Raw genomic sequence first — 20,443 nt, 5'->3', positions numbered from 1 at the left:
GTCGACGCCTCACAAAGCCGATTGTGCCGGGAATATCGCGCCGTTTTCGGTGTGGTGGCGCCTCATTTCGCAGTCGCGGCAGGAACCATTGGCGCGTGCGATTTGAGCAAATCGCATGGGCATTGCCGGATAAATGCCCTCGGCTGGCAGGTCATTTGGTGTTACGAATTTGGCCATGAACCAGCACGCCAAGATCGAAATCCGCCATTCGACCTGTCCGCACGATTGCCCGTCGGCCTGCGCCCTCGACATCGAGGTGGTCGAAGGCCGCAGCATTGGCCGCGTTCGCGGTTCGAAGAAGCAGACCTACACGGCCGGCGTCGTCTGCGCCAAGGTCGCCCGTTATGCCGAGCGCATCCATCACCCTGAACGGGTGACATTTCCGATGCGCCGCATTGGGCCGAAGGGCTCGGGCCAGTTCGCGCGGATCTCCTGGGACGAGGCGCTGGACGAGATCGCGGATCGCTTCAACCAGGCCGAGCGCGAGTACGGCGCGGAATCGATCTGGCCTTATTACTACGCCGGCACGATGGGGCTGGTGATGCGCGACGGCCTCAATCGCCTCACGCATGTGAAGAAATATTCGCGCTTTTATCAGACCATCTGCGCCAATGTCGGGCGCATCGGGTTCGCGATCGGCACCGGCAAGATTGCCGGCGTCGATCCGCGCGAGATGGCGCTCTCCGACCTCGTCGTGATCTGGGGCACCAACCCGGTCAACACGCAGGTCAATGTGATGACGCACGCCGCGCGCGCGCGCAAGGAGCGCGGCGCCAAGATCGCGGCGGTCGACATCTACGACAACGAGACAATGAAGCAGGCTGACATCAAGATCATCCTGCGGCCCGGCACCGACGGCGCCTTCGCGTGCGGCGTGATGCATGTCCTGTTCCGCGATGGTTACGCCGACCGTGCCTATTTGGACAAGTACACGGATTGCCCCGCCGAGCTCGAGGCGCATCTGAAGACGCGCACGCCGGAGTGGGCGTCCGCGATCTCGGGCGTGCCGGTGTCCGAGATCGAGGCCTTTGCGAAACTGGTCGGCGAGACCAAGCGGACCTTCTTCCGGCTCGGCTACGGATTCACCCGCTCGCGCAACGGTGCTACGCAAATGCATGCCGCGAACTGCATTCCCGCGGTGACCGGCGCCTGGCAATATGAAGGCGGTGGCGCCTTCTTTAACAATTACGCGCTGTGGCACTTCAATGAATCCCTCATCGAGGGCCACGACGCGATCGATAAGACCACGCGCGCGCTCGACCAGTCGCAGATCGGCCGCATCCTCACCGGCGATGCCGAGGCCTTGCTCGGAAAGGGGCCGATCAAGGCGATGCTGATCCAGAACACCAATCCGATGACGGTGGCGCCGGAGCAGGCGCTGGTACGTCAGGGGTTTGCGCGCGAGGATCTGTTCGTGGCGGTGCACGAGCAGTTCATGACCGAGACGGCCGAGATGGCCGACATCGTGCTGCCGGCGACCATGTTCATGGAGCATGACGATCTCTATTACGGCGGCGGCCACCAGCACATCTCGGTCGGGCCGAAGCTGATCGACCCGCCCGGCGAATGCCGCTCCAACCATCAGGTCATGCAGGCGCTGGCGCCGCGGCTTGACGCGAAGCATCCGGGCTTCGAGATGACGCCGCGCGAATTGATCGACGCGACGCTGAAGCTCAGCAACCACGGCGACATCGCTGGTCTCGAAGCGGACATCTGGCGCGACCTGCAACCGGACTTCCGGACCTCGCATTATCTCGACGGTTTTGCCCACGCCGACAAGAAATTCCATTTCAAGGCCGATTGGGCGCATCCGCCGTTCGGCCAGACGATGGGCGATTTCGACAAGATGCCGTCGTTGCCGGACCATTGGGCGGTGATCGAGCATACTGATCAGGCCCATCCGTTCCGGCTTGCCACCAGCCCCTCGCGCAGCTTCCTCAACACCACCTTCAACGAGACGCCGTCCTCGCAGGCGCGCGAGGGTAAAGCCAGCGTGATGATTCATCCGCTGGATGCGGCCGCGCTCGACATCACCGACGGCGATGCCGTGACGCTCGGCAACAGCCGCGGCGAGACCACGCTGGCGGCAACGCTGTTCGAGGGCGTGCGGCGCGGCGTGCTGATTGCGGAATCCGTTCACCCGAACAAGAACCATATCGGTGGCCGCGGCATCAACATGCTGACCGGAGCGGATACGATCGCGCCGATCGGCGGGGCTGCATTCCACGACAACAAGGTCTGGGTCCGGAAAGCGGGCTCGGCCTGAGGCGCGCTCGCGCCTCGATCGCCTGCAAATTTGTGTCGAGGCGCTAAAGCAGCGCCTCGCGACAGATTGCCCTTGCACCTGCCGCCCGAGCTGCCGCAAATGGCTGCCAAACGGGAGCAAGGAAGCGAGCGCGCCATGAGCGAAACCACAGCCGTGATCACCGAAAAGCGTGGGCAGGCGTTCTGGATCACCATCAACCGGCCGGAGAAACGCAACGCGCTGAACGGTGAGGTCATCGCCGGCATCACCAAAGGCTATCGCGACGCGCATGACGACAAGGACGTCCGCGTCATCGTGCTGACGGGCGCAGGCGACAAGGCGTTCTGCGCCGGCGCCGACTTGCAGAATTCCGGCGCAGCTTTCGCGATGGACCATTCCAAGCCGAATGTCGACTACGCCGATCTGCTGCGCCTGTCGCAGAACGCGACGAAGCCGGCGATTGCGCGCGTGGGCGGCGTCTGCATGGCCGGCGGCATGGGCCTGTTGTGCATGACCGACATGGCGATTGCCGCCGATCACGTCATCTTCGGCCTGCCCGAGGTGAAGGTCGGCGTGTTCCCGATGCAGGTGCTGAGCCTGCTGCAGGAGATCGCGCCGCGACGCCTCGTCAACGAATGGGCGCTCACCGGCGAGCCGTTCGACGCAAAGGCCGCGAAGGATGCGGGCCTGCTCAACTACGTCGTGCCGACGGCCGAGCTCGATGCCAAAGTTGATTGGCTGATCGGCCGCATCATCGACAAGTCCCCGACCGCGATCCGCCGCGGCAAATACGCCATGCGCGCCATCGCCTCGATGTCGTTCGACGAGAGCATCGCCTACACCGAAAGCCAGATCGCGCTGCTCGCAATGACGGAGGACGCGAAGGAAGGCCTGAAGGCGTTCAGCGAGAAGCGTCGGCCGTTGTGGACAGGAAAATAGGTGATCATTTCAGCACATGCGTTAGATGCTGCGGTCGCCCGATGCGGCCTCATTCCGAGGGACGATTGGCGTTTTGTCGAACAAGGAGTGACCTTGTCCGCTCCTCGCGACGCTTCTTTGTGGCCCTAATTAATTGCTTGCCGGTGCGTTTGGCGTAGGTGGGCAGTTGGCGGCTTGATCTATGACGGCCGGCGGCGCGCAATTCTGCATCCGTGAGATCGCTGTCGGCGCCTTCGGTGAACCCTCCGTGCCGGAAGGAAGTAAAGGAAAGTTCCTGACGAAGGCCCGATTCTGCGATTATCTTCCTGACCACACTACGCAGATAGCGCAGGTCCTTGCGTGGGGTAATCCATGGTAGCGGGATTACCGACCGACGATGCGCATGGTCACGTCGGAATACCAGGCCCGGGAGCGAGGTCTTCTTAATCTCGTCAAGCTCGTCCATAAGTTCAGGAAAGAGAGGGGCGCCCGTTTCGTCTGACAGCGGCCACCAGGCCTCCTCTCCATTTTTTGGATGCACGATCCTGACGCTATTTGGCCGCTCGCTAGGGCGATAGTGCGAAATGTCGAAGGCGCCGAACACGTGCTGCTCTCGTTGCAACCACTCCCATGACAACAAAGCAGCAGTTCCGATCGAGCGATAGTCGAGCCTTGTCGCGGCAGCTCTAAATGCGACGAGTTCATCCCAAGTTGCGGTCGGTGTGGGTCGTATCGGCCGTCCGGGCGCACGTGATCTTAATCCCATCCGTGAAAATGGATTGCTCGCCGGTACCATCTTTTCTTGAGCGCGCTGGCCGACGAACCAGGCGCGTCGGCAGCTCGCCATGGCCACATTTGCATAGCGACGACGCTCGCGGACGACTACCTCTCCATTGCTACCCACTTTCGTTACCATTAGTAACTTTCCATAAACTGCGTCGACGAAGGCCTTCGTGAAATCGGACAATTGCTTGGACCCAACGCGACTTCCATCTCTCAACTCATGATTGGCGAAGAGCGCGAGGCTTTTGCTGTACTGACGCTGAGTGCTGCTGTCGATTTCGTTCCACTTCTGGTGAGCTTGGAAGACGCCGACTAGCCAGTCGAAGGTGCCGGGTTCGGGAGAGGCAAGCACTACGTCACTGAGGCCTTGCGAGCGCCAACTATCGAAAGCGGGCAAGAGGACCTTCTCCACACGCTCGACTGCAGCCGTGAAATCGGTTCCTAAGGCTTCAGGTCCCAAATCGCAGCCTTGTCGACGAGCCCAGGTTGGCGGTGCAAAATAGTAAGCCTCCTGATTGGTCGCCAACAGCTTTCGTCGACAATATCGAGGAAGTCTTGGTGCTGTATCGAGCGATATCATACTAGGCATAAGAGATCTTCCGGTTCGCTGGCATCTCTTGTTCCAATAGGTGCCGCAAAGTGGTCCAGGGTCGCTTTCGACCAGACCGGCTGCCGCAGCCGCCCTTTTCCGCGACAGCAGACCGGCGGCGGTGCGTCTCCTCGGTGGATCGCGCGCGCGAGATCGCGTGTATCTTCAAAGTCCAGGTAGGCGGCTGCCATGTCCGCTCTCATCATCGCGGGCCACGTTCCAGCAGGTGGGTAGCGAGCGGGCAGCGCAGCGCGTGGCGGAGATGGACGTTCTGATCTCACTGATGCGTGACCGCTTAGGTGCAACAAGAGCTGAATTTGCAGAAGGACGACGTCCAGTCTCAAAGGTCTAGATTGCCTTCGGCTTGTGGTCGGTAGAGCTAGAGCCGGACTGGATCATGGAAAACTCTTACGCTGACGCAGTTTTCGTCTCTACTGCGCAGCGCGGTTTGGCGGCGATCGGCCGATTTTGCGCGCGAAAAGGCGGCCTTGGCGCGCCGCTCTCGAGCAGACTAAGTTGAGATCCCTTTGCGCGAGATGGCTTAGTTTCTTCGTGCGTGTCGTCGGTGGGACCGCTAGCAGGCAGTCAACTGCTTGAACTGCATCATCAATGGCCTTTCCGACTAGGTCGCCGGTGAACCTGCATTAAGTATATCGGGACAGCTTTTGATGTCGGAATTTGGAGGTGCGCGCTGCATCAGAACGATTCTTGCCAAAGTAGGTCCAATTCGACCGCTGCTCGGCTGGTCACTTTCGACCGCGCTGAACGGTCCTGAGCATCTTACTGCAAAGCGAGGCCGGAATGGCTGCAGGCACCAGTGGCCTTTGGTTACGCACTTGGGGTGGATGGACGACTCAAGGCCGAATTCGCAACCGAGACGGCGCCAGGGCAGGCAGAGAGGATATAAAGAAGCGATTCCCATGCTTCAGATCAGGATCTATGACGAGCAGGCGCAAGCGCGCGAGAAAATCTAGATCATCTGGTTCGAATCTGAGGGGATTCTTCCGCTTGCGCGCGTGCGGCTCCGCCGCATCGGGCTCTCGTGAACCGAGCCGCTTTGCGTCTCGGCCATCCGGCTTCGATCCCTCGCGCAAGCACTGTGGAGTTCCTCGCCGGGGGCACTCGGGAAAGGGGCCCGCCGTCATGAAGTATGCCGGCGATCGCTATCACTGCCCCGTTCCCGGGTGCCACTGTTAACCGGTCTTCTCTAACCGGGGTTGAGACGTCAAGTACGAAATCTGATCCAATTACCGCATTGTGGTTGTGCCTTCCGAACCTACCGTGGTGTCAAAGCTATCCGGCGATCGCGCTTCTCTTCGAGGTCGGGATCCCCGCCTCATGATGATGTTCGTGAAGAAGTGGCGGGACCATCTCGGGGACGCAGTCGCGGAGCGATTTGCTCGCGCTGCAGACCGGTTATCACCCTCGCCATTCCTCGTCCTACCGGACTCCTTGACAGCCTTTCGGCCGTGTTCTGCTGATCAGTGCATTCGGATGTTAGGCTGCCGCTGCGACCTCCGATCTTTCCCACCGGAAGTCGCTGCCGTCGCACCACATACGGTGCAGGATGACGGATATCTTGCGAGCCACGGCTACCAGCGCATTTTTCATTGAACTACGCTTAGCGATGCGGATGCCCCACGCCTTCAACGAGCACCACCGTTTAGTGTTGACCATTAATGAGTGCGCGGCTTCAAAGAGGTGTTCTCGAGCAAAGGCATCGCCGCACCGGGTGATGCGCCCGTTGTAATCGACCTCTCCCGACGCGTATTTGCCTGGGGTCAGTCCAAGATGGACACCAACATGCCGTGATTTACGGAAGCGGCCTGGATTATCGATAGTCGTCTTGAATGCCAAAGCTGTCAGGGGACCAACGCCAGGAACCGTCATGAACCGACGGCAAGTAGCATCGCTCCGAACCAGGCGCCCAATCAGGCGCGTCAACACGCGTGCTTGTTCGCCGAGCATGCGCCGGGCTTCGAGCAATGGAACGACGAGGGCCTGTAAATCTCCATCAGCCACGATCAGCCCGCGGACACGTTCTTCAAAGCGGCTTTGGCCGATAAGCCCCACTTTGAATCCGAAGGTTCGAAGTGCCGCCCGAATATGATTGTTGAGGTCGCGTTGCTTGTCGAGCAGGCACCGGCGACTGCCCATCAACGCGCGCAGCTTTTGGCTGTCTTCAGATTTGATGTGAACCGCCTTAAACCACCCTGTTCGCATCATTTGCGCAAGCGCACGAGCATCGTTGCGGTCCGTCTTGACAGTTTGGGCTTGCATCACGCTCTTTGCGTGCCGGGTCTCAACACAAATGACGGGTAATCCGCCTTCCGAAAGCCCCTTGTGCAGCCAGGAGGAACATTGGCCGGCTTCTAGCCCAATGCGCTGCAAAGCGAAGCGGGTATTTCTCAGCCAGGAAATTAGCGCCTCGGGTTCGGTATCCGTCACTCCTTCCCGGACGATATTTCCATCTCGATCAACGATGCAGATCGCGGTGCGCTTCAGAGACACGTCGAGTCCAGCGAAGTAATTCATCAGGATCTCCAGCTCATCTTGTTGGGCGAATCGATCGACGTATTATGCGCCCGAGAGGTCGGTGCCCGGTTACTTCATCTCGTCGCTGCACTCGGACCCGCGTGCCCCTTCGGGTCGCTATGCTCACGCTCTCCGGGTGCCATTGTCCGCTGAGGCGATGCGCCACTGGCGCACGCCTGGTCAGGGCCTGCGGCCCTGGGCACCTCAAGGCCAAAAGCCATGAAGAAGCGGACGGAAGGCTGGCCGCATCGCAGATTTCGCATTCTCTCGCTTAGGCGCTGAGAGTAAGAGTTTCGCGCGGTTTTGCCGTGACGGGTTACGGGCTGCGAGAGAGGCTTGCGGCGCCCGTCGCGGAGACCCGCGATGTCCAGACATTCTCCTCGAGCGCGCGCCGGTGAGGACCGGGCAAACCTTTATGACGAAATCACCAACAAGATTATCGGTGAACTTGAGGCCGGCCGAGCGCCATGGGTGCAGCCTTGGGGCGCGGTGAAGCCGTCCTTGGCCATTCCGAAAAGCGCCGCGACCGGCCGTCAATACAGCGGCATCAACGTTCTGATCCTCTGGGGGGCTGCCACCGAGCGCGCGTTCACAGGTCAGAGCTGGCTTACCTTCCGCCAGGCGCTATCGCTCGGTGGTCACGTCCGCAAGGGCGAGCGCGGGACTACTGTTGTCTATGCCGATCGCTTTGTACCGGTCGACGAAAGGCAGCGCGCGAGCGAAACGGGCGACGAAGCGCAGGCCATCCCATTCCTGAAGCGGTTCACGGTTATCATGAGCTTCGAGGAGGTATCGGCTGCCCTGGCGCAAGGATATTCGACGGTCTTGATACCGTGCGGCGCTGTCGAACAGCATGGGCCGCATCTTCCGCTTTGCATGGATGCAGATCACGCGGATGCGCTCGCGGCAAAAGTCGCGCGGCATCTCGGCACGGCTCTGATCGCTCCGACGATCAAGGTCGGCTGCTCGGCCCACCATCTTGTCTTCCCTGGAACGATCTCCCTTCGACCCGAAACCTTCGAATCGATCTGCCTGGACTACTGCACAAGTCTCGCCCAGCATGGTTTCAGGCGGATCCTGCTGTTCTCCGGGCATATCGGAAACTTTCCCGTCCTGCGCGACATGCTTCTGCGGTTAAGGCGCGCGGTTTCGCCGGACGTCGAGATCGACGCGTTCTGCGATGCAATTGCTTGGATCGACAAGTGGCGAAGCGCCGTCCGAGATGCCGGAGGTGATCCCAGCGCCGTCGGTGGACACGCCGACATCGCGGAGACGTCGCTCATGATGTGGCTCCGCCCCGATAGCGTGCGGCTGGATCGGTTCGAAGTGGGGTACCTGGGCGCGCTGTCTGAACAGCAGCTTCAGTTGATGTGGAAGAACGGGATCAAGTCGATCACGCACAACGGGATCATTGGTGATCCGCATGGATCGACCGCCGAGATCGGCGCGCGATGCCTCGAGGCGATCGCGGATCTTCTGGCGACCTCGTTTGGTCGATGAGGCTAGGACGGCTTCTGACGCGCCGCCAGGCGCGGGAAACCACCGGCGGTGGTGTTGGCTGGAAACAGGATGCGGTTCGCCTGCCGACAGCATAAAATTTGGAAAGCTGCTCAGCCGCCAACAGCATTCGGATGAAAATGTTGCCGTGCCTATGAAATCCTCTGCCATCTCGAATCTTCCAGAGGACTTCAGAAGATGCCACTTTCGTTCGGGTTTTGGTCGGAGCAGGAAACCCAGGTCGGGCAGAGCTATGCGCGCCGGCTTCATGAGCTGGTCGACGAGGTGCGCCTTGCGGAAAAGATGGGGTTCGACTGCGTCGCGCTGTCCGAGCAGCACGTCGCACTCGGCGGCATCTCGAGCTCGGCCCCTGAGGTGGTCTACGGCTATCTCGCTGCGGTGACGTCACGCGTGAAGCTGCGGTCTGCGGTGACCCTGATGCCGCAGAAGATCAATCACGCCTTGCGCTCGGCGGAACGGCTGGCCGTCACCGATATTCTGTCGCATGGCCGCATGGAGTTCTACGCCGGCCGCGCCAACACGACCATCGCCATGCGCGCCTTCAACGTCGACCCGAATGAAACGCTCCCCCAAATGGAAGAAGGGCTCGCGCTGCTCAAGAAATCGATGCGCGAGGATATCTTCACCTTCGAAGGCAAGTATTACCAGATTCCGCCGCGAATGCTGGTTCCGAAGCCGCTTCAGAAGCCCCATCCAGTGATCGGCATTGCTGCCACAAGTGAACGTAGCCATAGCTGGGCAGGCTCCGAAGGGTTCGCCGTGCTGAGCAGCAACATCTACCAAGGGTGGGACTATCAAGCCAAGCTGATCAACACCTACCGTCGAGCCTGGAAGCGTGATGAGCGCGGTCCGCTCGATCGCTCTCGCATCGGCCTTCCGCTGTTCTTTGGCATCGGTCCCACGGACCAGAAGGCGAAGGAAGACTACGCTGAGCCTCTGATGCACTACGCCCGGATAGCGACCGACGCTTACCCCCGCCTGGCGAAGCTCTCCGATGACTATGCATACATGAGCGAGAGCCAGCCGGCGGCGGAGCGCGCCGGAAAGGATTGGGACTACCTGCTCAACGAATCGGCGACCACCGTTTGCGGGAGTCCGGACACCGTCATCCGTCAGCTCGAGAAATTCGAGGCATTGGGCATCGATGAAGTTCTGCTTCATCTCGATTCGGTGAACCATGAGAAGATCATGGAGGCGATCGAGATGTGCGGTCGCTACGTGATCCCACACTTCAACGACAGAAACAACGTTGTGCGACCCACCGAAGAGATCCTCGACAAGATCCGGGCGATGCGACCTCAAAAATAATTCTAGGACAACAGGACGGAGAAACCAATGTCACAGCACAGCTACAAATATCTCATCGTCGAGAAGCGCTCCAGCGGCGTTGCCGTCGTCACGATGAATCGGCCGGAGATCCTGAACGCCATCAATTGGGACATGCACGAGGAGCTCGAGCGGGTCTTCGTCGAGCTGGATCACGACAAGAACGTCCGCGCAATCGTGCTGACCGGTGCAGGGCGAGGCTTCTGTTCGGGTGGCGATCAGAAGTCGCTCGACAAAGGTCCGCTGCCGTCGCCGACCAGGAGCGGACGCCATCTGGTCCGCAACATGCTCGAAGTCGAGGTGCCGATCGTGGCGGCTGTCAACGGCGTTGCCGTTGGGCTCGGAGCGACGCTGGCGCTGTTCTGCGATGTCATCTTCGCCAATCCGATCGCGCGATTTGCCGATACCCATGTGACGGCCGGTGTCGTAGCGGGTGACGGCGGTGCGGTGATCTGGCCGCTGCTGATGGGGCCAGTACGCGCGAAGCATTACCTGATGACGGGCGAGTTCATCTCCGCCGAGAAGGCCGCCGCCATGGGCATGATCAACGAGGTCATTTCGGCAAGGGACGTCAAGGACGCGGCGATCGAATACGCCGAGATGCTTGCAAGCGGCCCGCGGGAGTCGATCATCTGGACCAAGTACAGCGTCAACAAGATCATCAAGCAGTACGCGCATCTGGTGCTCGACACCTCGGGCGCGCTGGAGATGCTGACCTTCGCGCTGCCCGAGCGGCGCGAGGCCGTCGCCGCCTTCGCTGAGAAGCGGAAGCGCTTCGCGGAGCGGTGAGATGGACGTCGAATCCATCACCTCGGGAGCTCAACTCGTCGACGTGACCATTCCGCAGCTTCTGCACGCGCGACGAGCAGAGCGGCCCGAGACGGTCGCCTACAAGCAAAAGCGTCGCGGCGAATGGACCGCCGTGACCTGGCGGCAGTATTCCGATCAGGTGGCCAATCTGGCCGTCGCCCTGCAACAGGCCGGCTTTGAGCGCGGTGATCGTGCAGCCATCATGGGGGATGTGTCCCAGGAATGGCTGCTCGCCGACATGGCGACGATCTGCGCCGGCGGCGTCATGGTCGGCGTGTACTTCACCTCGTCGCCGGAGGAGGTCGGCTATTACCTGAGCGATTCCGGCGTCTCCATCGTCTTTGTCGGCAGTGAGCTTCAGCTCGGCATCGTCCTGGCGTCCGGCCAGGCCGAGACGTTGCGCAAGGTCATTGTGCTCGATCCGGCGTGGACTGGGGCTAGCGCAGCGGCGAAGGTGGTCTGTCTCAGGGCCTTTTGCGGCGCGACCTCGGTCGATGCCGATGGATTTCTTCGCAAGCAGGTCGCGCAAGCCAAGGCGAGCGATCTGGTCAGCATCGGATATACATCCGGCACCACGGGCTTTCCGAAGGGTGCGATGCTGACCCATCTGTCGCTGCTCGCCGGTGCGCACAGCGTGACGACGTTCAGCCCGCGGATGCGTTCCGACACCCATCGCGTCGTCGTGCATCTGCCGATGTCGCATACGGTCGCGCGCGCGCAGGCAACGACCTTGCCTTTGCTCGCCCGGATGGTGCCGCATTTCGGCGAGACCAGCATGGAGTTCGCTCAGACGATCAAGGACGTGAAGCCGACCTACTTCACGGCGCCGCCCCGCTTCTATCAACGGTTCGCCACCCAGATCCTCAGCAAGGTCCATTCCGGATCGGCGAAGCAGAAGCAGGACTATCAATTTGCGATGACGATCGCCCGCAAGGCGCTCGACGACCGCCAGGCCGGCGGCACGCCCGATCCCCTGATCTCGGCCCTGTTCGCCGTGTGCCAGGACCAGATCTTCCGTCCGCTGCTTGCTGAAGTCGGGTTCGAGGAGCTCGCGGTCACCTACACATCGTCGGCTGCGATGCCGTCCGAACTCATGTCGCTCTGGCAGCTGTGGGGCCTGCAGCTGAAGGAATGTTACGGCCAGACCGAACTGGTCGGCGCCAATCTGGTCCAGATGGCGGAATGGCCGGAAGCCGGCACCGTTGGCGTGCCCGTGCATGATTCGGCTTGGGAGACGGCGGTTCTCGAGGACGGGGAGATGATTGTCAGGGGGCCAGGGCTCTTTGTCGGGTACTGGAACAAGCTGGAGGAAACCAAGTCGGCTCTGCGCGACGGGTGGCTCTATACCGGAGACATCGTGGATATCGGCCCGACAGGCCTGTTTAAGCTGGTCGATCGGAAAAAAGAGATCATCAACACGTCCAACGGAAAATCCATCAGCCCGACGCAGATCGAAAATGTAATCCGGCATAGTCCGTTCATTTCCGAGGCCGCGGTGATCGGAGAAGGAAGGAAGTATCTCACCGCGTTGATCGAAGTTGACGCGATCGCGACGATGGAGTGGGCCCGATCGTGGGATCTTCAGATCGCGCAATACGCGGATCTGGCAAATTCCGAAATCGTCGTCCGGATGATCGAAGGCGAGATCGGCAAGGCCAACAGCAAATTGGCTAGGGCCGAGCAGATCAAGGCCTTCCGGATCTTGCCGGAAGAACTCTCTCCCGAGAATGGCGTGATGACTCCGACCAGGAAGAAGCGCCGGAGGCAGATCATCGAGAGATATCGGTCGTTGATCGACACGCTTTACGATGAGAGTGAAGACGATCTGATCAAGGCCGAGGTGGAAACGTGATTTGAGCGGGCGCATCTGCCACGTGCGTCGCTAGTCATCGTGTTTTTATTGGATCGGCTCAATATTCATGCAGCAGACTGAGGGCGAACGTCACATGATGAATCGCAACGAAATTGGTTTGACGCGCCGTGCGCTGCTCGGCAGCAGCGTTGGCGCCGCTGCCGGGTTCGTATCGTGGCCGGCGAAGGCAAAGGCTCCCGGCAAAGTGCGGGTCGGCGCGATCAATCCGAGCAGCGGCGTTTTGGCATTTCCCGGCCAAGCCTGTGTGCGCGGTATCGACGTCGGCGCGAAGTTTGCCAAGGAGAAATTCGGAATAGACATGGAAGTCATCCACGCCGATACGCAGAGCAGGCCGGAAAACGGGCGAATTGCCGCCGAGAACTTGATCCGGCAAGGCTGCACGGTGCTCATCGGTGCTTGGGACTCCGGCGCAACCATATCCGCGCTGCAGGCCGCCGAGGCTGCGAAGATCCCGATGGTGGTGCATATCGCGACCGCAACCCAGGTGACTTCGCAGGGATTCACCCAGGTCTTTCGTTACTGCCCCACGTCGCTGACGATCGTCAGGAAGTCGCTGATCGAATTGAAGTCGCTGTTGTCGCCGCTCAAGGATGTGCCGACGAGCGCGGTCGTCATGCATCTCAACAACACGATGGGGCAATCAACCGCGGCCAGCATCGATCGGGCCTGGAAGGAGGTCGATGTCCCTCTGAAGATTGCCCAGTACATCCCATACGACGAGAAGGCCAGGGATCTCTCGGTTGAGGTGGCGAAGGCGAAAGCGTCCGGCGCCGACGCGCTGATATCGGTGACGCGCGTCAATGACGCCATCATGATCATCCGTGAATGCGTCAAGCAGGGGTGGAATCCCAAACTAATCTTCTCGCCGAACTCGAATGGCGTGCAGGACAAGGCCTACTACGACGCGTTGGGCAAATATGGTGACGGCGCGATACTGTCGACGCTGTGGTATAATCCGAAGGCTCCCGACGCCGCAGCGATCCTCAAGCGGTTTGCGTCCGACTATCCAAACGACTGGGTTGACGCAAATTCAGGATGCGCGTTCGAAGCCGTGCAGATCGTGGTGGACGCCGTCAGTCGCGCCGGGTCGTCCGAATCTGCGGCGATCCATGCCGCGCTCAAAGCAACCGACATGACGCCGATCCTCATGTCCAGCGGCAGGATCAAGTTCGATGCCGACGGTCAAAACATGGGGGGCGACGTGACGATGCTGCAGGGGCAGAATGGCAAGCCTCGCGTGGTGGCGCCGCAAGCCGTGGCCGAGGCGGTCCTTCAGTTTCCGCTGGCACCGTTCAATGCGAGATAAGGCAATGCCGGCCGCGGCTTCAGGCTGTTAAGCCGCAAGTTGCGGTTCATTCGACCGGCTCGCGACCGACGAAGCTCGAACGCTCGGCGAGGAAACGACGAGGGCTCTTGCCCATCGTCTTCTTGAACATGGTGATGAAGGCGCTCGGCGTTTCATAACCCAGATCGAGCGAGACGGCCTGGACGGAAGATCCGTTTGACAGCAACTGAAGCGCGACAAGGATGTGCAGGCGCTGTCTCCAGCGCCCGAATGTCATTCCGGTCTCCTTCAATACCAGGCGGGCGAATGTGCGCTCGCTCATCGCGTATCGAGCAGACAACTCGTCGACCGTGCTCCGATCGGCCGGATCATTGAGCAGAGATGCGGCCAGATGCTGCAATCGGCTATCAGCAGAGATCGGCAGGTACATCTGTTCGGTCGACATCTGCACCAGTTCGTCGAGCAGGACGCGCCCAAGTCGGCTTGTCGGTCCCTCGATCGGATACAGGGGCGGGAATACCGACAATCGATGGATCAGTTCGCGGACCAGCGATGATATCGTGAATGTGCAGCAAGTGGTCGGAAGCGTGCTCGCCTGCGGATCGATGAAGACGACGTAGACCTTTCCGGCGTCCGACATGCAGTTGCTGTGCAGGACTCCGGCGGGTATCCATACAGCACCCTGTGGCGGAACGATCCATAGTCCTCCCGGAGCGCGGCACATGACCGATCCATGAGAGGCCACCACCAGCTGGCCCTTCTTGTGGGAATGGAGCGGCAACTCCTCGTTCCCTTGCCCCGTCTCGATGGACATGGAGACAATTGGTCGATCGAACTGGTCCGGATCGATTGGATCGTAATTGATCCGAATGTCCGGCACGTTCATTCGGGCAAAGCCGGGATCCGTTTCAAAAGCGGGCGACGTGCGCATCGAATTCGCTCGTGGAAATCGCAGTTCCAATCTGTGGGGCGGCGATGACGCCGACGGAGAATTCGTTCGAAGGATAGCTCTTTGACAGCTGATCGTCACGGGAAAGTAGGGCGAAGGAGAAGATGCCGCGGCAGAGGACTGAATGTGGGCCGCCGCTCGACAAGCGCCAACGCGCCGCTGGGCGCTTGAACCCTATGGTCGATTCCTACAAGCAAAGCTGCTGTCGGTCACGGCCACTGGATCGCCAACGTCAGCGACTTGTCGCCGGCCCGCCTTCCAGTGAGCGACCGCGAGGGCGATCAGCTTTCGCATGATGTTATCGCGAGAAAAAGATGGAGCAAAAGGCCCGATCAACCAGATCCGACATGCCTTTGTCGAAGACGGAGTTCCGTTTTCCGGCGGTAGCTTGAACAGTGGCTGTTAGCCTGCGAAGACTAAAAATGCTTTATCTTTCAATGGGGATTGACTGACACTCTCTCCTCCATTGGCAGGCTATATCTATCTGAATTTACAAGAGTTTATTCGTCGTTCGTTTCTGTGCCCCTGCTCGTGCCCCAGCTGCGATCGGTGGTCGCTCACCTTTCTCGAAGAGTAGCATCCCTTCGCGTTTTGAAATTACCGATCGGTCTGAGAGGCTCAGAAGTCGCATTCCGCGCTCCTCAACGGAGACTCAACATGACCGGACTTCGTATTTGCGCACTTATGCTGGCCTGCACGCCGATCATTTGGAGCCTGGCCTGGCGTGCCGGCACCGTCGCTGCGCGTTGGTAGTCGCGCCGACAGTGAGTAAGGCCGCCTCACTTGGCGGCCTTTTCCACACCCACGACGGGGTGCTGTCCGTATTTGACCCCTAGTGTCCTAGTTTGTTCTAGTGACTATCCTAATTCCCCTCTGCGGGTGTCAAAATGAGGCAGAAGATAGCTCTTGCTTTCGTGGTCATTGTTGTCGTGGTACGGTTCGTACCTCCTGTACGACGATTACGCGAACTGCCAGCAAGAATACCATCGTGGCTGCGCTCCAGCTGTAGGAAGCGGGCCGATCTCAAAAGAGGGCTCTGTCTAATCTGCCTTCGTGACTGTCCTAATTAGGACACCCGCAGAGGGAATCAGGATAGCACCCGGCGCCTGTGGACCTGCGCCTCAAAGCAGTCACGCGCTTTAGTCAGGTCCATTCCATCTGCAACGATGTCGGCAAGCTTGATCAATGCGGAGATGCGGGTTCGATCCGAGACGAATTGGTTTGCCGTGAACCGACCGTAGAAAGTTGCCGGACCGATCGACGATCACCGGCCCAGATGAAGAAAAGCGATTCCACGGACTTTCGCTCGAATTTGCTTCTTTTTCTGATCCTGAAGTGCCTCATTCGTTTGATGATAATGTCATATTGTGCCCGTAGTCTCCCAAGTTGGTTTGGAAGGTGGTGATTTTCCAGAACGTACCAAGGGTTGCGATGTTGGCGTCTTTTAGCTGAGGAGCCCATATGATTACCGCTGCAGCCTGCAAAGAATTAGCAGATCAATACAACGCTCTATCGCGAGTTGCCGGCACCACTCCCAGCCGAGCCTCTGTTTTGAAGAACATCGCGAAGAGCTTCACCGGATTGTCCACCCAGTTAGATAGGCTTGCTGCACTCGCGAGGGATGATGCGAGGACTAACCAGCTACGCCTCGCGCAGGACAACCAACTTGGCCGGCGTCCTTCCCCCCTGCCGGCTTGCTGAAAAAGCCTGATGCAACCCCAGATTCCTAGTTTTCGTCGAGCCGACGGTTGACGCGATGAACTGAAGGGCGCGGGATAGTTCGCGCGCCCCGCGCCTCCGAAGCGAGGTTGCAGTCTCAATCACACCGCAGGCAAGCCAAGGATTGCTCGACCCATGTCGTAGACGCGTCGCTCGTTCGCGACACAACACAACACTCATCAAAGGCATCTCGAGCGCCTTGGCGTCTGTCACCGCGCTATGTCTTGTGAAATCCACTCTTCACGTCGCCCATATGGGCAACACTGGCGGCTAGGAGCCCATCATGCCCGGCCCGGTTCATCCGAGTCGGGCCCGGCGAAAACCGAACATTAATTTCGGTATTTCTCCAATCGTCGTCAGTCGCCATTTGTTTTCTTTGATTGTTGAACGCACAAATCCGTTCAAGCCTATCGGGCTCGTTAGCAGTCACTCATCCAAGGTTGCTCAGTGTCGCGGCGTTCGCGTGGCGAAGTTGCCGGTGTTCGGGTTGTAGTTGCCGCTGGTGCCATAGTTGTCGCGCTGAATCCCGTTCGGATTGGTCGCGACGTAAGGCGCAACATAGGTGCCATTGCTGCGGGGGTAGCCCGACGACCTGTGCGTGCTCGGATTCGAGCCGGTGCCGCCCACATACTGCGCCTGGGCAGCCGTTACGCGAGCATGTACGCAAAAGCAAAAGCGATGGTCTTCATTCCCAGTCCCTCCCCAATGGTTTTATGAAACGTCGGATGCATCCACGGGCCGCCCTACAGTGTCTGGTCCGACCAACGAATGAGAGCCGCCGGTTCACGCTGGCGGGGCATCATTTCCGAGAGTTTTCCCAAGAACGGTTATAAGATCTGAGGATCGATTCGGAGGCATCTCGGTTAGGCGAGCATGGGCATCCAGGCGATGTTGCGGGCGGTATTGATTGGCCTTCCTGGCCTGCTTGTCTCTGCTTGCGTGAGCTCTGATCAAGTCACGTCCAGTTCGACAGTTCGATTAGGGGCACCATGGGCGCGAGACCTTAATGAGCCGCCCCCGAGCCGACAGCCCGCTGATGTAGCAATTCCAGGTATAAAAGCGGACCTGAGTGCTGCGCGCGGGAGAGCATCGCGTTAGGGCTGGGCTTCGGCTCGCCCTCCCAGGGCCGCCCGGTTCACGCTGGCGGGCTCTTGTTCTCGTTTCTCGAAATGTTCTCATCGCTCCATGGGGACTGTCCGTATTTAACCCCTTGTGGCCTAGTTTGGATCCCCTAGTGTCCTAAATTTCCAGTGACAGCCGAGCAAGAATTTAATGAAGGAATTCGGTCCCACGAACACTTAGCGAACAGAGGCGTTCGACCGATGGACACCTGATGTAAGGTTCCAATTCCGAACGTTAGTTCCCCTAACGCGTTTTCAGGTTGGGAGGACGTTCAAATGAAACGCCACCGGTTCAAACAGGATAGAGCGCTGGGCGAACGGCTCATCCAAGAAGCTAGGCTAGCGAGGGAGATGGCAGAGCACCTACCCCCGGGTGAACAGCGCGAGGAGCTTCTGAAGAAGGCTCACGGATCTGACGTAGCCGCCCACATCGAGGAATGGCTGAACTCACCGGGCCTCAAGGCTCCGACCTAGCCATCGAACCAAATCTGTGGGCTTGCGTTGATCAAGATGAATGACAAAGAACTAGAAGCCCACAGTGAACAAGCCCTTGTCGTGGTGACCCTCAGTACGGCCACACTGATCGCGTCCGTCGCTCTCTTAGTTTCTAATATGTAAGGCCGCCTCAGTTGGCGGCCTTCCGCTCGCTGCTCACGCTGGCGGGCCTATCACGTCGTACTCAAAGGTCACCCCCTCGGGATCGTTTTCCTCGAACCACGTTTCCGCAGCATCGACCGTGGAGAAGACTTTGATGTGGTCGGCGTCGCCGGGCTGTTTAGCGGTGTTCACGTAAACGAAGACGGTCATCGATCCCTCTTCAGCTTGCGCCGGCCCCAGTGAGGTTCTTTCCACTTCGGGTTAAACTCCGGGACGTAATGTCGGTTCAATGCCCGCATGATCCCGATCCGGACATACATCGTCGGGCCGCCGCGCTCGACCACCAGGGGCAGGGCTTCCATCGCCGCTCGCCACTCTGCCTCCTCGTGCTCTTTCTTCGGCAGTTCGGCAATGTACTCGCCGGCGTCGAGCAGCGTCACCAGCTTGCGGCCGCCTATGTCTATCGGATCTTCGAAAGGCCGCCGCCAGCCCCGTTCGGTCATTCATTGCGCAAGAGTTTGCTGCTCCTGTCCGGAAAAGTACCGACAATGTGTTGAAACGAACAAAGCGGTGCTCCGAGTTATGAGTAAGCTCATAGTCGCTTGATCTTCCCCAAAGTCCAAGCACCCCCAACCGGTTCCGGCCTCAACGACCCAACGAACCCCATGGCCGGGGCCGTCTTTTTGCGGGGCTATCGGCCAACAGCCATCATTGTTTCTTCGCTGCCAGCGCGAAGGATTGCGCCGCGCTGGCCGCAAGCCTTGCAGACGAACCGCGGCTCGAGAGCCGAGAGCCGTACGTTGTCCGGCCAGCGGTCGCGTCCCGGGGCGACGTGATGGCCGCAACGGCAATAGACCAGAACGCCGCTTACGCCCATCTCGCGCATCTCGCCGAACGTGATTTTGAGCGGTCGGCCATCGGCGTGCTTGGGCGTGTGGCAACGGGCAGGTCCGCGGCATGCCGCCATCGAAGCGCCGAACGCGAAGGAAGCGCGACCGGCGGCGGCTGATGACGGACCGCCGACCGCTCGGACGGTGAACGACATGTCCCGCCGGCTATTGAGCCAGCGGGCTCTCCATGCGCTGGCGCCTCTTCTTAACAGATGATTTTTTTCGCTTCGAGCTAGTGACGACCTGCCAACCTTCGCTGGGGGGCTGACGCACTTGCTGTACTGGTGAGATGGGCCGTTGAAATCTGGCCGTCCACCGCTGCGCCAACCGTCTTTCAAATTCCAGAGGGACTATACTCACGTCCGACACTCCAGGTTCACGATCCTGCCCTGGTGTTCGGAGCGTCAACGCTTGCCATGTCTCAAAGGTCCGGCCGCGCCAATCAGGAGCGTGGAGATTAAGGTTCAGCCAGCCGGTCCACTCCCAGCGGGCGTCCCACTAGGCCCAAAATCGAACGCTACCGGGCTCGAAATACACGTCCCGGCAGCGTTTTATTCTCAAACTGAGCTCTGAAATCCCAGTTGTTTCGATTGGGCAACGGTCGTGCCACAGGTTTGTGATGCTTCCGAACCGTCGGTTCACGCTGGCGGGTCTTACTCAATATTTCATCACTGCCATGTAACGGAATAGGTTCGCCCATTGGAGTTCGGGTCGCTGTTGTCGCTGGCCGAGAAGATGATGCCGGAACCACGCCAATGCGAATAACTACCGCTGGCCACTTTGGAACGACTATGTGGCGGGCCAAGCGGTTTCCCATCCTCGAGCACGACAATGGTTGATCTGGTGGGGCCGTAGTCAACATCTGCGAGCGCGTCGAGTTTTGGCGCAAGGGCCATATAGGCGGTCGCATCGAGCTTGCGGAAAGGCCCGGATAAATTCGCAGCCTTCGGCGGGTCAGGTTCCGGAATGTAGCTGTACTTCAGATAAAGCGCAATCGGGAAATAGACGGCTAGCAGGACTAAGACCGCCTTGATGGTTTGTGAAAGTGTCCAAAACGGCATGGTTAGACCAGCGCCACGATGGGATCACTTGCTCGAGTATAGACGAGAGACTAGCAAGGGGGCAGTTCACGCTCGCGCGCCCAACAAAAGAAAAGGCCGCATTGGGGCACCACTGCGGCCGACCGGGTTAAAAAAATACGAAAAATATGCAGCCAGCGCCGTTTCACCTAGGCTGAATACGGCGCAGCGCGGCAGGACAATCGGTCTCTCTGCTTCGGGCTGGG

General features: G+C 59.7%; 16 protein-coding genes. 8 read left to right on the top strand and 8 right to left on the bottom strand.

Features of this window, described 5'->3' with window-relative positions:
• Window positions 1-175 precede the first annotated feature (175 nt).
• Complete coding sequence (locus ACKWRH_RS31480) at window positions 176-2,266, top strand: molybdopterin-dependent oxidoreductase (protein WP_445216679.1); 2,091 nt, start codon at window positions 176-178, stop codon at window positions 2,264-2,266.
• Between the two features lie 135 nt (window positions 2,267-2,401).
• Window positions 2,402-3,184, top strand: a complete 783-nt coding sequence (locus tag ACKWRH_RS31475) for an enoyl-CoA hydratase/isomerase family protein (RefSeq protein WP_445216678.1) — start codon at window positions 2,402-2,404, stop codon at window positions 3,182-3,184.
• Window positions 3,185-3,233: 49 nt separating this feature from the next.
• On the opposite strand, the gene ACKWRH_RS31470 is transcribed toward ACKWRH_RS31475, so the two are convergent.
• Entirely contained in the window at window positions 3,234-4,472 is a 1,239-nt protein-coding gene (locus ACKWRH_RS31470; protein WP_445216677.1) for a hypothetical protein, read from the bottom strand.
• Window positions 4,473-6,032: 1,560 nt separating this feature from the next.
• Window positions 6,033-7,070, bottom strand: coding sequence for an IS110 family transposase (locus ACKWRH_RS31465; RefSeq protein WP_445216676.1), 1,038 nt, complete (start codon window positions 7,068-7,070; stop codon window positions 6,033-6,035).
• Between the two features lie 363 nt (window positions 7,071-7,433).
• Between ACKWRH_RS31465 and ACKWRH_RS31460 the strand changes: the two genes are divergently transcribed.
• From ACKWRH_RS31460 to ACKWRH_RS31445, 4 genes are all read left to right on the top strand, one after another.
• A complete protein-coding gene (locus ACKWRH_RS31460; RefSeq protein WP_445216675.1) occupies window positions 7,434-8,570 on the top strand; it encodes a creatininase family protein in 1,137 nt (378 codons plus the stop codon).
• Between the two features lie 195 nt (window positions 8,571-8,765).
• Window positions 8,766-9,896 (top strand): LLM class flavin-dependent oxidoreductase, encoded by a 1,131-nt coding sequence (locus ACKWRH_RS31455; protein WP_445216674.1) that lies wholly within the window; start codon window positions 8,766-8,768, stop codon window positions 9,894-9,896.
• Window positions 9,897-9,923: 27 nt separating this feature from the next.
• Window positions 9,924-10,703 carry an enoyl-CoA hydratase/isomerase family protein gene (locus ACKWRH_RS31450; protein ID WP_445216673.1) on the top strand — a complete coding sequence of 260 codons (780 nt, stop codon included), beginning with the start codon at window positions 9,924-9,926 and terminating at the stop codon, window positions 10,701-10,703.
• Window position 10,704: 1 nt separating this feature from the next.
• A complete protein-coding gene (locus ACKWRH_RS31445; protein WP_445216672.1) occupies window positions 10,705-12,576 on the top strand; it encodes an AMP-dependent synthetase/ligase in 1,872 nt (623 codons plus the stop codon).
• A 90-nt stretch (window positions 12,577-12,666) separates the two neighbouring features.
• Here the strand turns inward: ACKWRH_RS31445 and ACKWRH_RS31440 are convergent, their stop codons facing one another.
• Window positions 12,667-12,897, bottom strand: a complete 231-nt coding sequence (locus ACKWRH_RS31440; RefSeq protein ID WP_445222632.1) for a hypothetical protein — start codon at window positions 12,895-12,897, stop codon at window positions 12,667-12,669.
• Here ACKWRH_RS31440 and ACKWRH_RS31435 point away from each other — a divergent pair.
• Window positions 12,818-13,903: an ABC transporter substrate-binding protein gene (locus ACKWRH_RS31435; protein ID WP_445222501.1), complete on the top strand. Its 1,086-nt coding sequence runs from the start codon at window positions 12,818-12,820 to the stop codon at window positions 13,901-13,903. The genes ACKWRH_RS31440 and ACKWRH_RS31435 overlap by 80 nt on opposite strands.
• 46 nt (window positions 13,904-13,949) lie before the next feature.
• Here ACKWRH_RS31435 and ACKWRH_RS31430 read toward each other — a convergent pair whose 3' ends face one another.
• Complete coding sequence (locus ACKWRH_RS31430) at window positions 13,950-14,813, bottom strand: AraC family transcriptional regulator (RefSeq protein ID WP_445216671.1); 864 nt, start codon at window positions 14,811-14,813, stop codon at window positions 13,950-13,952.
• A 2,181-nt stretch (window positions 14,814-16,994) separates the two neighbouring features.
• On the bottom strand, window positions 16,995-17,177 hold the full coding sequence (locus ACKWRH_RS31425) for a hypothetical protein (RefSeq protein ID WP_445216670.1): 183 nt from the start codon (window positions 17,175-17,177) through the stop codon (window positions 16,995-16,997).
• A gap of 770 nt (window positions 17,178-17,947) precedes the next feature.
• On the opposite strand from ACKWRH_RS31425, the gene ACKWRH_RS31420 reads away from it, so the two are divergent.
• Complete coding sequence (locus tag ACKWRH_RS31420) at window positions 17,948-18,145, top strand: hypothetical protein (RefSeq protein WP_445216669.1); 198 nt, start codon at window positions 17,948-17,950, stop codon at window positions 18,143-18,145.
• 177 nt (window positions 18,146-18,322) lie between these two features.
• Here the strand turns inward: ACKWRH_RS31420 and ACKWRH_RS31415 are convergent, their stop codons facing one another.
• From ACKWRH_RS31415 to ACKWRH_RS31405, 3 genes are all read right to left on the bottom strand, one after another.
• The gene (locus ACKWRH_RS31415) at window positions 18,323-18,478 is read right to left on the bottom strand and encodes a hypothetical protein (RefSeq protein WP_445216668.1); all 156 of its coding nucleotides are present in this window, start codon (window positions 18,476-18,478) and stop codon (window positions 18,323-18,325) included.
• Window positions 18,475-18,771, bottom strand: coding sequence for a hypothetical protein (locus tag ACKWRH_RS31410; RefSeq protein WP_445216667.1), 297 nt, complete (start codon window positions 18,769-18,771; stop codon window positions 18,475-18,477). The genes ACKWRH_RS31415 and ACKWRH_RS31410 overlap by 4 nt, the downstream gene beginning before the upstream one ends.
• Before the next feature lie 1,055 nt (window positions 18,772-19,826).
• Window positions 19,827-20,219: a hypothetical protein gene (locus ACKWRH_RS31405; RefSeq protein WP_445216666.1), complete on the bottom strand. Its 393-nt coding sequence runs from the start codon at window positions 20,217-20,219 to the stop codon at window positions 19,827-19,829.
• Window positions 20,220-20,443 lie beyond the last annotated feature (224 nt).

The organism is Bradyrhizobium sp. Pa8, from assembly GCF_052588265.1.
Note: the sequence above shows the minus strand (reverse complement) of the source record. Positions and strands in the feature narration are given on the sequence as shown.

Bases quoted from the DNA above. Each gene is read 5' to 3' on its own strand.
- ACKWRH_RS31480 (WP_445216679.1), top strand. From the start codon at position 176: ATGAACCAGCACGCCAAGATCGAAATCCGCCATTCGACCTGTCCGCAC.
- ACKWRH_RS31475 (WP_445216678.1), top strand. From the start codon at position 2,402: ATGAGCGAAACCACAGCCGTGATCACCGAAAAGCGTGGGCAGGCGTTC.
- ACKWRH_RS31465 (WP_445216676.1), bottom strand. From the start codon at position 7,070: ATGAATTACTTCGCTGGACTCGACGTGTCTCTGAAGCGCACCGCGATC.
- ACKWRH_RS31460 (WP_445216675.1), top strand. From the start codon at position 7,434: ATGTCCAGACATTCTCCTCGAGCGCGCGCCGGTGAGGACCGGGCAAAC.
- ACKWRH_RS31455 (WP_445216674.1), top strand. From the start codon at position 8,766: ATGCCACTTTCGTTCGGGTTTTGGTCGGAGCAGGAAACCCAGGTCGGG.
- ACKWRH_RS31450 (WP_445216673.1), top strand. From the start codon at position 9,924: ATGTCACAGCACAGCTACAAATATCTCATCGTCGAGAAGCGCTCCAGC.
- ACKWRH_RS31445 (WP_445216672.1), top strand. From the start codon at position 10,705: ATGGACGTCGAATCCATCACCTCGGGAGCTCAACTCGTCGACGTGACC.
- ACKWRH_RS31440 (WP_445222632.1), bottom strand. From the start codon at position 12,897: ATGTCTATTCCGAATTTCTCCTTGGCAAACTTCGCGCCGACGTCGATA.
- ACKWRH_RS31430 (WP_445216671.1), bottom strand. From the start codon at position 14,813: ATGCGCACGTCGCCCGCTTTTGAAACGGATCCCGGCTTTGCCCGAATG.
- ACKWRH_RS31420 (WP_445216669.1), top strand. From the start codon at position 17,948: ATGAAACGCCACCGGTTCAAACAGGATAGAGCGCTGGGCGAACGGCTC.
- ACKWRH_RS31415 (WP_445216668.1), bottom strand. From the start codon at position 18,478: ATGACCGTCTTCGTTTACGTGAACACCGCTAAACAGCCCGGCGACGCC.
- ACKWRH_RS31410 (WP_445216667.1), bottom strand. From the start codon at position 18,771: ATGACCGAACGGGGCTGGCGGCGGCCTTTCGAAGATCCGATAGACATA.
- ACKWRH_RS31405 (WP_445216666.1), bottom strand. From the start codon at position 20,219: ATGCCGTTTTGGACACTTTCACAAACCATCAAGGCGGTCTTAGTCCTG.